The organism is Actinomycetospora sp. (assembly GCF_055612215.1).
Map to the genome: position 1 here is coordinate 1 of NZ_JBVPVA010001122.1, position 10,399 is coordinate 10,399.

Annotated in this window: 11 protein-coding genes; 5 read left to right on the plus strand and 6 right to left on the minus strand. The window is 72.9% G+C overall.

The window, feature by feature from the left end:
- Positions 1-1,006 (minus strand): AraC-like ligand-binding domain-containing protein (locus AC0CYZ_RS30140; protein ID WP_472221793.1); only part of this gene is annotated, 1,006 nt, incomplete at its 3' end.
- 102 nt (positions 1,007-1,108) lie between these two features.
- On the opposite strand from AC0CYZ_RS30140, the gene AC0CYZ_RS30145 reads away from it, so the two are divergent.
- Together AC0CYZ_RS30145 and AC0CYZ_RS30150 are read left to right on the plus strand one after the other, a co-directional pair.
- Positions 1,109-2,086, plus strand: a complete 978-nt coding sequence (locus AC0CYZ_RS30145) for a ring-cleaving dioxygenase (protein WP_472221794.1) — start codon at positions 1,109-1,111, stop codon at positions 2,084-2,086.
- A gap of 67 nt (positions 2,087-2,153) precedes the next feature.
- Positions 2,154-2,999, plus strand: a complete 846-nt coding sequence (locus tag AC0CYZ_RS30150) for an SDR family NAD(P)-dependent oxidoreductase (RefSeq protein ID WP_472221795.1) — start codon at positions 2,154-2,156, stop codon at positions 2,997-2,999.
- A gap of 12 nt (positions 3,000-3,011) precedes the next feature.
- Here AC0CYZ_RS30150 and AC0CYZ_RS30155 read toward each other — a convergent pair whose 3' ends face one another.
- The 3 genes from AC0CYZ_RS30155 to AC0CYZ_RS30165 form a co-directional block, all read right to left on the minus strand.
- Positions 3,012-3,959, minus strand: coding sequence for an enoyl-CoA hydratase/isomerase family protein (locus tag AC0CYZ_RS30155; protein ID WP_472221796.1), 948 nt, complete (start codon positions 3,957-3,959; stop codon positions 3,012-3,014).
- A 30-nt stretch (positions 3,960-3,989) separates the two neighbouring features.
- A complete protein-coding gene (locus AC0CYZ_RS30160) occupies positions 3,990-4,886 on the minus strand; it encodes a MaoC/PaaZ C-terminal domain-containing protein (protein ID WP_472221797.1) in 897 nt (298 codons plus the stop codon).
- A 68-nt stretch (positions 4,887-4,954) separates the two neighbouring features.
- Positions 4,955-6,466, minus strand: coding sequence for an SIR2 family protein (locus AC0CYZ_RS30165; RefSeq protein WP_472221798.1), 1,512 nt, complete (start codon positions 6,464-6,466; stop codon positions 4,955-4,957).
- 288 nt (positions 6,467-6,754) lie between these two features.
- Here AC0CYZ_RS30165 and AC0CYZ_RS30170 point away from each other — a divergent pair, with 288 nt between their 5' ends.
- Complete coding sequence (locus AC0CYZ_RS30170) at positions 6,755-7,366, plus strand: hypothetical protein (protein ID WP_472221799.1); 612 nt, start codon at positions 6,755-6,757, stop codon at positions 7,364-7,366.
- The gene (locus tag AC0CYZ_RS30175) at positions 7,363-8,310 is read left to right on the plus strand and encodes an HTTM domain-containing protein (RefSeq protein ID WP_472221800.1); all 948 of its coding nucleotides are present in this window, start codon (positions 7,363-7,365) and stop codon (positions 8,308-8,310) included. Before AC0CYZ_RS30170 ends, AC0CYZ_RS30175 begins: the two co-directional genes overlap by 4 nt.
- Positions 8,311-8,692: 382 nt before the next feature.
- On the opposite strand, the gene AC0CYZ_RS30180 is transcribed toward AC0CYZ_RS30175, so the two are convergent.
- A complete protein-coding gene (locus tag AC0CYZ_RS30180) occupies positions 8,693-8,887 on the minus strand; it encodes a hypothetical protein (RefSeq protein WP_472221801.1) in 195 nt (64 codons plus the stop codon).
- 162 nt (positions 8,888-9,049) lie between these two features.
- A complete protein-coding gene (locus tag AC0CYZ_RS30185) occupies positions 9,050-9,802 on the minus strand; it encodes a calcium-binding protein (RefSeq protein WP_472221802.1) in 753 nt (250 codons plus the stop codon).
- A gap of 4 nt (positions 9,803-9,806) precedes the next feature.
- On the opposite strand from AC0CYZ_RS30185, the gene AC0CYZ_RS30190 reads away from it, so the two are divergent.
- Positions 9,807-10,399, plus strand: a 593-nt coding sequence (locus AC0CYZ_RS30190; RefSeq protein WP_472221803.1) for a hypothetical protein, incomplete at its 3' end; no start/stop codon positions are given.

Genomic DNA, 10,399 nt, shown 5'->3' on the forward strand with positions numbered 1-10,399 from the left:
CCCGGGTCAGCGGGTCGGGCTCCGCGCGCACGGCGGCCGCGAGGTCACGCAGGTGCTCGTCCGCGAACCCGCGGGCGCCGGCCTTGAGCTGCTCCTGTTCCGGGCTCAACCCGAACGACACGGCCATGGCCTGCTCCTCGATGCGACGTCGGCTCGCCGAGGCCCTTGGTGGGCGCGGCGGCCGCGAGCCTCGTCGGGAAGCGGCGAGCAGGGAGGCGCAGCGCTCCAGGCGCAGCCGGCGCACGGTCGCGGCGAACGGCTCGTCGCCGCCGGCGAACAGGGCGTGCAGCGTGCGCGGGGAGATCGCGAACCGGCGGCAGACGGCGGCGACACTCAGGTCCCGGTCGCCGAGGTGGCGCTCGACGTGGGCGAGCACCGCGGCGCGGGTGACCCGATGGCGCTCGGCGGGGTCGCCGGAGTCGGTCCCCCCGACGGCGAGCGCACCGGCGACGGCCGCCGCGAAGGCCCCCGTGAGGTCCCGCGCCCCGGGCGTGTCCGCCTCCACGGGCCACAGCGCCTCCATCAGCGCGGTGACGGCGGCGCCCGGCCCCGTCGGGTCGACGGCCCGCCCGAGCGTGAGCCGGCGCCCATGCAGGACGTCGGCCAGGGCGGCGTGCGGGAGCCGGTAGGAGAGCATCTGCCACGGCTGGTCGAGGTGGAACCAGTAGGGCTGGGTGGTGTCGACGACGACGACCTGACCCGGCTCCACGACGACGGTGTCGGTGCCGACCGTGGTGATGCAGCGCCCCGCGAGCTGCAGGTTGACGAAGTAGAAGGCGCCGTCGGTCCGCGCGACGTCCCGCGGCCCGTGGTCGGTGCGCTGCGGGCGTGACCGCAGCCGGGCCCGGGTGAGCCGGTCGAGCGGCCGGGTCTCGACCTTGGCCGGGAAGCCCTCCTCGTCGAGGGTCCGGTGCGGGGTCAACGGCACGAACGCCTGGCAGATCACCTCGTGCCAGTAGCCGAACTGCTCGCGAGGTGGGAGCGCGGTGATGTCCCAGACGCCCACGTCACCACCTCCCGCCGCTGCCACGGCAGTCCACCGCATCGAGATGACGACGGTGTCACGAGGTGCGGGTCCGTTCGGCGGCGCGAGCGGGTAGCCGGGGGGATGACCGACATCGCCCCGCACGGCCTGCACCACGTCACCGCCATCGCGTCGGACCCGCAGCGCAACGTGGACTTCTACACGGGCGTCCTCGGCCTCCGACTGGTCAAGACCACCGTCAACTTCGACGACCCCGGCACCTACCACCTCTACTACGGCGACGAGGCCGGCCGGCCGTCGACGATCCTGTCGTTCTTCCCCTGGCGCGACGTCGACCGCGGCCGCCAGGGCACCGGACTGACCACCGCGACGGCGTTCAGCATCCCGCCCGAGTCCCTGGGGTGGTGGCAGAACCACCTCGCCGAGCACGGGGCCGACGTCGTCGACCCGCCCCGTGACCGCGACGCGGCCGGGCAGGCGGAGGAGGTCCTGACCTTCCGCGACCCCGACGGGCTGGTGATCGACCTCGTCGCCTCACCCGGCGACTCCCGCTCCGGGTGGGACGGCGTCGCCGCGATCCCGGCCGAGCACGCCGTGCGCGGGCTCCACTCGGTCACCCTGACCGAGCGCGAGCTCGACCCGACCGCCTCGATGCTCACCGGGCTGCTCGGCATGCACGCCGAGGGGGGCGACGACCGCGCCCGCTTCGACATGGGGGACGCCCCGGGCGCGGTCCTCGACGTCACCGCGACCACCGGCGCGCCCGAGGGCCTGCAGGCGGGCGGGACCGTCCACCACGTCGCGTTCCGCGCTCCCGACGGCCAGACCCAGGAGCGCTGGCGTCAGCAGCTCGTCGACGCCGGGTTGGAGGTCACCCCGATCCTCGACCGGCAGTACTTCACCTCCATCTACTTCCGCGAACCGGGCGGGGTGCTCTTCGAGATCGCCACCGACCGGCCGGGCTTCGACGTCGACGAGCCCCTGCTCGAGCTCGGGCGCCACCTCAAGCTCCCGCCGTGGCTCGAGCCGACCCGCGAGCAGATCGAGGCATCGCTGCCGCCGCTGCGCGCCGGCGACGACGTGGTGCAGGGCACCGCCTGAGGCGGGTCCACCCGACCGTCCCGACTGCTCCGTTTGACTGTGATCACGACGTCGCTACGGTCGCGCGATGGCGACGAGGGGGCAGGGGTTGCCGCTGCGCGGCACGACGGCGTTGATCACCGGGGCGGCCGGTCTGATGGGCGGGCACCTGGCGGAGGTGTTCATCGGGCGCGGGGCGAACGTGGTGCTCGCCGACGTGTCCGGGGACGCGGTGCGGGAGCGTGCCGAGAGCCTGGCCGGCCGCGGGGTCCGGGTGGAGGCCCTCGAGTGCGACCTCGGCGACGCCGACGAGGTCGAGTCGCTCGTGGAGCGGGCGGGCGAGCTGCTGGCCCCGGTCGACGTCCTGGTCAACAACGCCTACATCGAGGCGACGTCGCGTTTCGACTCGCTCTCCCGGGAGGAGCTCGACGCCCAGCTGGCGGTGAACATCGGGGCTCCGCTGCGCCTGGCGCGGACCGCCCTGCTCGGCATGCGGGAGCGAGGCCGCGGCCACATCGTCAACATGGCGTCGCTGACCGGGAAGCTGGCGTTCGCGTACAAGGCGCACTACTCGGTGTCGAAGGCCGGGCTGATCGCGTTCTCCCACGCCCTGGACCGCGAGCTCGCCGACGACCCGATCGGCGTCACCGTCATCTGCCCGGCGCTGATCCTCGAGGGCGGCGTGTCGGAGAAGGCGACCGAGGCCGGGGTCGACATGCCCCGCCTCATGGCGACGTGCCACCCGCGGCAGGTCGCCGAGGCCGCGGCCGACGGCGTCGAGCAGGGGCGGACGGAGATCGTGGTCAGCAACCGTCCGACGGGTCTCCTGGCCGGGCTGCAGGCAGCGGCGCCGTCGGTGGCCTGGCGGGTCCTGCAGGCCACCGGTAACGCGCAGTACTGGGCGCAGCTCGCGCGCTCCCGCGATCGCGGCTGAGCCCTCGGGACGTCACGACGTGGCGGTGCCGTCGACCCACGGGTCGATGTCGGTCAGGAACGGCGAGGCCCCGTCGTCGGCCTGCGCGGTGGTGACGAAGCGGCGCAGAGCCTCGCGCGTGGCGCCCGAGGTGATCGTCGCCAGGCTGGCCGCGGACTCGCGCGCCAGGGCCTGGGCCGGCGGGAACAGGGCGTACTCGCTGAAGATGCGCTTCTGGGCGGCCACGGTGTCCCGGTTGCGCCGGGCGTAGCGCTCGGCGAGGCCGCGCACCGTCCGGAGCAGGTCCTCCCCGGGCACCACCTGGTTCAGCAACCCGCGCTCGAGGGCTTCCGCGGGGTCGAGCAGGCGGCCCTCGAGCATCATCTCCATCGCCCGCGCGGGGCCGAGGAGCTGCGCCAGGCGCTGACCACCGACCGAGGTGGTGAGCCCGATGAGGAACTCGGGCAGGCCCAGCACGACGTCGGTGTCCGCCGCGACGCGCACGTCGAACGACAGCACCAGTTCCAGGCCACCGCCGCCGCACGGGCCGCCGATCGCCGCGAGGTACACCGCGCCGGAGCGCTGGATCCGCAGGACGACGTCGGCGAAGCGCCGCATCGTCTCCAGTCCCTCGGCGGGCAGCGCCCCGGCGACCCGGTCCCCACCCGGCACCCGCGCCAGCGCCTGCGCCGCGCGCACCCCGGCCCGCGTCGCCACCTCCGGCACGGAGCGCCCGACCCGGTCCGCGCCGGCCAGCAGCTCCTCGACGTCGAAGTGGGTGATGAACGAGCCCGGGCCGCCGGTGAGGATCACCGCGCCGACCGACCCGTCGTCGTCCACCGCCGCCGTGAGCCGGTCGAGGTCGGCCAGCAGCCGGCCGGTCATGTAGTGGTGCGGCGGGTCGACGAACGACGCGGTCAGGGTGCGGTCGTCCTGCTCGAGCGTCAGGGTCTCGAGGCCGAGGTGCCGGGCGGGGGTCACGGGATCTCCGATCGGGGGAGCGTGGGGGCGTCAGGAACGGGTGTCGACGGTGCCGGTGAGGTAGGGCTTGTCCCGCTCCTCGTCGAACAGGGCGTACGGCCGGGGCTCACCGTCCGTCGCGACGGCGAGCACGACGCGGGCGGGCAGGAGCAGCGGGCGCTCGAAGGACCCGGTGATGGTGAAGCGGGGCGGCAGGCGGTCGGCCAGGCCGGCCAGCGCCCGCGCCTTGGTCCACATGCCGTGCGCCGGCATCGACCGGAAGCCGAACACCTTGGCCAGCAGCGGGTGCAGGTGGTGCGGGTTGCGGTCGCCGGACATCCCGGCATAGCGCGGGCTCACCGAGGCGTCCACGCCGAACCGCTCGACCTCCTCCCACCGGGGCTCGGGAGACGTGTCGTCGGACCCTCCCGAGCTGCCCCGGCCCGCCGAGCCGGAGCGTCCCGCGCCGCCCTGCCGGTGCAGATAGGTGCTCGACTGGTGCCACACGAGCTCGTCGGCGACGCGGACCTCGGAGACGATGTCGAACTGCACCCCCTTGTCGTGGGGGCGCAGGTCCTCGGCGTGCACGAGCACCGTCAGCCGCTCGCCGGGGTCCACTTCGCGGTACTGGGTCAGGGTGTTGCGGACGTGGACGAGCCCGCTCAGCGGCAGCGGGAACGACCGGTCGGTCATCAGCTCCAGCGAGAGCGGGAACGACAGCACGTGCGAGTACGTCGCCGGCACCGGGCCGCCGTCGGCGAACCCGCAGACGCGGCGGTACGCGGCGAGGTGCCCGGCGTCCGGCACGACGTCCTCGAGGCGGAGCGCCACGTCGGGGAGCTGGTCGTGGCGCCCCAGCAGACCCGCCCGCCGCAGCAGGCCGTAACCGACGACCCGCACGTACACCGGCCGCAGATCCGGTGACCGCTCGTATGTCCGCACGTTCATCCGACGCCCCCCGACGACGACACGGCAGCTCTGCCCATGGCTCCCGTTACCCGATCACCCCGCGCGCCTCACGCTCCCGGGCCGACGCTCCGGGGTTCGCGGCGGCCCGCGCCGTGCCGGTCGAGCTCGGCGCGCAGGTCACGCCACGGGGACCGGTCGGGCAGCGCCTCGCCGAGCGCCTGGGCCCGCCGGGCGATCTCGGTGTCGTCGTCCTCGAGCAGGGCCTCGAAGCGCTCGTCGAGCACCCAGGACGCGTCGGTGGTCGTGTGCGCCGCGACGGCGTCGAGGAACACGTCGAGGGCGCGGGCCCGCTCCGCCAGCTGCTCGCCGGGCATCGAGATCCAGTCGAGCTCACCGGTCCACAGCTCCTGGCGCACCCCCGGGGGCTCGACGTCGAGCACGGTTCCGAAGGGCTCGGGGTGGTCCCCGGCCTGCGGGTGCACGTCGGCGACCTCGTGGGCCAGGCGCAGGACGTTGTCGTCGGTCAGCGAGGCCCCGACGATCAGCAGGTGCCGGGTGAGCATCATCGACTCCAGCACCGAGGCCATCGGCCGGGCCATCGTCTCGTGCCGGACGAAGTCCCGGCGGGCCAGCACGATGCTCTCCGGGTGCCCGACGTCGCCGTTGAGCTTGAGCAGCCAGGGCCGCCCCCCGTAGGGGCGCTGCCACGGCATCACCACCGGCGCGGCGTCCGCCGCCTCGGCGGCGAGCTCGTAGCACCGGTCGTAGTTGGTGGTGACGGTCTGGGTGCACCCCAGCTCGGCGAGCAGCGCGTGCCCGAGGGCGTGCTGGGACGCCGTCGAGTGCTCGGCGACGATGTGCCCGAACCGGTCATCGAGCCGACGGCGCAGCAGCTCGCCCTGGTCCAGCGGGTGCAGGCCGGCGAACGAGTCGTCGGAGAGCTCCGGACAGGCCTCCAGGCAGGCGTGCAGCAGCTGCGGCCAGCTCGGCAGGCCGGCCGGGATGCTGACCCCCGCCCCGAAGAAGAGCGCCAGCTCGCCGTCACGGGCGCGGGCGGCCATCGACTCCGCGCGAGCCAGCAGTCCGTCGTCGAGCGGCCACCGGCCCCGCTCGCGGCGCAGGCTCTGCACCGCCCCGTGCACCGCGGCGTCGGGGGTCACGAAGGCGATGTCGACGTCGCCCGCACCGACCACCTCGTCGGCGACGTCGAGCAGGCCCCGGATCACCGCGCCGCGGTCGTCGCCGAAGCCGCCGGCCCCGATGCCGACCACCGGGAGCACGACCAGCGGCAGTAGGCGCTGCGGGACGGGGCGCACCGTCGCGGCGATCTCGGTGAGTACCTCGCGAACCCCGTCGAGCAGCCAGTCCAGGCGCGCCCCGGACGGGCGGGACACGTCGAGGAACCACACCTTCTCGCCGCCGCGCCCGTGGCGGACCCCGTCGCGACCCCAGCCGGTGGGCCGCCACCGCTCGGCGTCGTCCCCGACGACCGCCCGCCACGTCTCGGAGAAGCCGAACTCCGGGCCGGTGGGCACGACGGCCGCCTCGTGGCGCAGCAGCTCGATCCGGCCGTGGACGGCGAAGACGTGCCCGCCGCGACGGGTGTCGGGGGACAGCACAGGACGCACCTCCCTCGTCGTCGGGGTCGTGGCGAGCCGGGATGCCCGTTCGGCGCCTGCCGGAGACCCGTGCCCGACCGCGTCGGGAGGCGAGATCGGCCCGACCGACACCCGCTGTACACATCGACCGCGGACTCGTACGCTCAACTACGCATTGTTGCCCTGCACTAGCTGCGACCGAGCGTCGGTCCGACGCGACCTCGCGCGCATGCGGTGCCCGAGCCCCCGGTACCGGTTCCGAACACAGGGTGTTCCACGCGGGACCCGACCGGCTGGGGATGGTGCACGGTGGCGATCGAGGACGTCGGAGTACGGCGCGGGGACGGGGACACGGGTGCGGAACCCGGGGACCCGACACCGCGCGGCGAGCCGGGGGCACCTGCGCGTCCGCGCTGGTGGGGTCGTCGTCGTCGCCTGCTGATCTCCGTCTTCCTCGTGGTCACCGTGGGGGCCGTCCTCGTCCAGAACATGCCCAGCTCGGTCATCAAGAACGGTCTGATGGTCCCGGCCCAGCCGTACCTCAACGTGACCGGGCTGGACCAGAGTTGGTCGATCTTCTCCCCGAACCCGCGTCCACGGACCGTGTACGTGCTCGCGCGCGTCGAACGCTCCGACGGCTCGGTCGCCGTGCACTCGATCCCGACCGGCATCGGGCTGTCGGAGTACTGGGGCTACCGATGGCAGAAGTACGAGGAGTCGCTGTCGGATCCCGTCAGGGGCCGCCCGCTGTGGCGACCGTATGCCGCGTGGGTGGTCGAGCAGGACCAACGAGAGGGCGGGCACCCCGTCGAGGTGACGCTGGTGCGGCGGGTATCGGACAACCTGCCGCCCGGCGTGCAGCCCGACGCCCTCCCGTTCGTCGACGAGGACTTCTACATCGCGCCGGTGCTCGCCCGATGAGGGCCACCGCGGCTCTGATCCGGGACCGGTGGAACACGTTCTGGTTCCGACCCGAGCCCACGTCCACCATCGCCGTCGTCCGGATCGCGTTCGGCTTCGTGGCCACGCTCTGGGTGCTGTCGCAGGCCTCCACCCTCGCGACGTTCTACGGATCGGCCGGTGTGCTGCCGGTGCCACCGACCCCCGAGTTCGGGGGCTGGACACTGCTCGGTCTCTCGGATGCCACGCCGGTCCTCGTCGCCCTCTGGGTCGCCACATTGATCGGGGCGGTCGGCGTCATGATCGGGTTTCGCACCCGGCTCGCCACCGTCCTGCTCTTCATCGGGGTCATCTCGTTCCAGCGCCGTGATCCCGAAATCCTCAACGCCGGCGACTACCTGCTGCGCAATCTCTCGTTCTACTTCCTGTTCGCGCCTGCCGGCGCGGCCCTGTCCGTCGATCGGTGGCGTCGTGCGCGCGACCATTTCTGGGACTTCCCGTTGCGGCCGCCCTGGGCTCTGCGGCTGATCCAGATACAGCTCAGCGTGGTCTACTTCTCGACCCTGTGGGAAAAGCTCCAGGGCGACCTCTGGCGTGGCGGGTCCGCAGTCTCCTATGCCTTGCGTGTCGGCGACATCCATCGATTCCCCACGCCGAGTTTCCTCACCGACTCGGTCGTCCTGACCGAACTCATGACCTTCAGCACCCTGCTGCTCGAGTTGAGCCTCGCGGTCCTCATCTGGCACCGGGTCCTCCGGCCCTGGGTGCTCGCCGCGGGTGTGTTGCTCCACCTGTCGATCGGCTTCTCGATCATGGTCGGGTTCTTCACCATGCTGATGCTCACGACCTACCTGGCGTTCGTGCCACCCGACACCGCGCGCAACCTCCTTCTGTCCGCGCGTCAGGAGTGGCGACGACGTCGGACGACGGCGCGGCGAGGGAGCGCGCCGGGCAGGCTCGAGTAGTGCGGCTGGGCCCGGACCCCCGAGCCTGCCTCGTCGTCTGCGTGGATTGATCCAGGCCGACGCGAGTGCGCCGAGCGGGAGCGCGGCGGCCAGGTCGCGTCGACAGCGTTGGGGAAACCCCGCAGGCCGTCGCAGCACACGATCAGCACGTCGCGAACCCTGTTGCGTGGCTCGGCGCAGACCCCGGGCCAGAACTCCGCACCGAGACCCCTCGTCGAGGCCGTCCGTGCGCCGCGAACCCTTCGGCCCTGGACGCCGCCCGCCGGATCACGGGGGATCGACAGCGGCCGTCGCCGACCTCCCGGTGAATCCGTGGGGGTAGTTCGACGACCCCGTCCGGCGGGGTCGCCCTTCGCGCAGTCCAGGTGCTCGGTCAGCTCGGTCAGCTCGGTCGACAGGGCCGCGCTTCGAGCAGCGACCGCACCAGCTCGGGCAGGAACCCGCCCACGCCGGTCAACGCCAGCTCCGCAACCGCGGCCCGCTCCATCACCGAATCCAGCAGCCCGGCCTCGGGCATGTCGTTCGAGGCCGGCCGAGCCGGATCGACGTCGTCCTGTCGATCACCGGCCAGGCTCATCTGTGTACTCCGTCCTCGTCAGAGACGGCCTCGTACACAGGTCATCTGCTAGGCCTCGGACCCGGGGTCGACCACACCGTCCTGGTGCCGCAGCGTCCGCGCAGCCAGAACGGCCCCGACCTCTCCAGGAGAGGTCGGGGCCGTTCGGCTCCCACGTGCTGCCTACGGCAGCAGGGGCTGCCACACGATCACGGCCGGAGCGAGAAGCTCCTTCAGGCTCGGAGTCTTCGACTCCTTCGTGGTCGGTGCCTTGGGCTCCTTCGTGCTGGGTGCCTTCGGCTCGACCGTGGTCGGTGCCTTCGGCTCCTTCGTGCTGGGTGCCTTCGTGGCCGGTGCCTCAGCGGCCGGCGCCTTCGTGCTCGGTGCCTTGGTGCTGGGCTCCTTCGTAGCCGGTGCCTCAGTGGCCGGCGCCTTCGTGGTCGGCGCCTTGGTGCTGGGCTCCTTGGTGGTCGGCGCCTTCGGCTCGGTGGTGACCGGTGCCTTGGGCAGGATCGAGGTCGGTGCCGTGGGATCGGTGGTGGCCGGTGCCTTGGGCGAGGTGGGCACGATCGCCCGGTCCGTCAACGGACCGTTCGTGCCCGGGGCCAGCAGGTTCGGTCCAGTACCAATACTCGGCGTCTGGTCCCCGAGGTCGACGGTGTTCGCACCCGTGCCCGGGTACGTGATGACGTCGAACCCGGCGCTTCCGGTCAGGGTGTTGTTGCCGTTCCCAGTGGCATCGATCGTGTCGTTGCCCGGCCCGCCGGTGACGGTGTTGTTGCCGTCGCCGGTCACGGTGATGGTGTCGTCGTACGACGATCCGGTGATGGTGTCGTTCCCGCCGCCACCGGTGATCGTCTTGCCCCCACCGGCGTTGGTGCAGTCGATGGTGTCGTTAGCGGAGGTTCCGGTCACCGTCGTGGCGGTCTGAGTCACTCCGATGCTGACGACGCAGTCGCCGCCTCCGGTCCCGGTGGTTCCGGTGGTTCCGGTGCTGCCGGTGCTGCCGGTGCTGCCGGTGCTGCCAGTGCTGCCAGTGCTGCCGGTGGTGCCCGAGGTCGTTCCGGAAGTGGTCCCGGTGGTGCCTGTAGTCGTTCCGGAAGTGGTGCCCGAGGTCGTGCCTGAGGTCGTCCCGGAAGTGGTCCCGGTCGTGCCTGAGGTGGTCCCGGTGGAGCCGGTGGTGCCCGAGGTGGTCCCGGTGGAGCCGGTGGTGCCTGAGGTCGTTCCGGAAGTGGTCCCGGTGGTGCCTGAGGTGGTTCCGGTGGAGCCGGTGGTGCCCGAGGTCGTTCCCGAAGTGGTCCCGCCGCCGGTGCTGCCCGAGGTGGTCCCGGTCGTGCCGGTGGTGCCCGAGGTGGTCCCGGTCGTGCCGGAGGTGGTGCCGGTCGTGCTGCCGCCGCCGCCGTTGCCGGTGGTGCCGGTGGTGGTTCCGCCGCCGCCGTTGCCGGTGGTGCCGGTGGTGGTTCCGCCGCCGCCGTTGCCGGTGGTGCCGGTGGTGGTTCCGCCGCCGCCGTTGCCGGTGGTGCCGGTCGTGCT

Coding starts and splice junctions, on each gene's coding strand:
- AC0CYZ_RS30175 (WP_472221800.1), top strand. CDS start 7,363: ATGAGGGCCACCGCGGCTCTGATCCGGGACCGGTGGAACACGTTCTGG.
- AC0CYZ_RS30160 (WP_472221797.1), bottom strand. CDS start 4,886: ATGAACGTGCGGACATACGAGCGGTCACCGGATCTGCGGCCGGTGTAC.
- AC0CYZ_RS30180 (WP_472221801.1), bottom strand. CDS start 8,887: ATGAGCCTGGCCGGTGATCGACAGGACGACGTCGATCCGGCTCGGCCG.
- AC0CYZ_RS30145 (WP_472221794.1), top strand. CDS start 1,109: ATGACCGACATCGCCCCGCACGGCCTGCACCACGTCACCGCCATCGCG.
- AC0CYZ_RS30150 (WP_472221795.1), top strand. CDS start 2,154: ATGGCGACGAGGGGGCAGGGGTTGCCGCTGCGCGGCACGACGGCGTTG.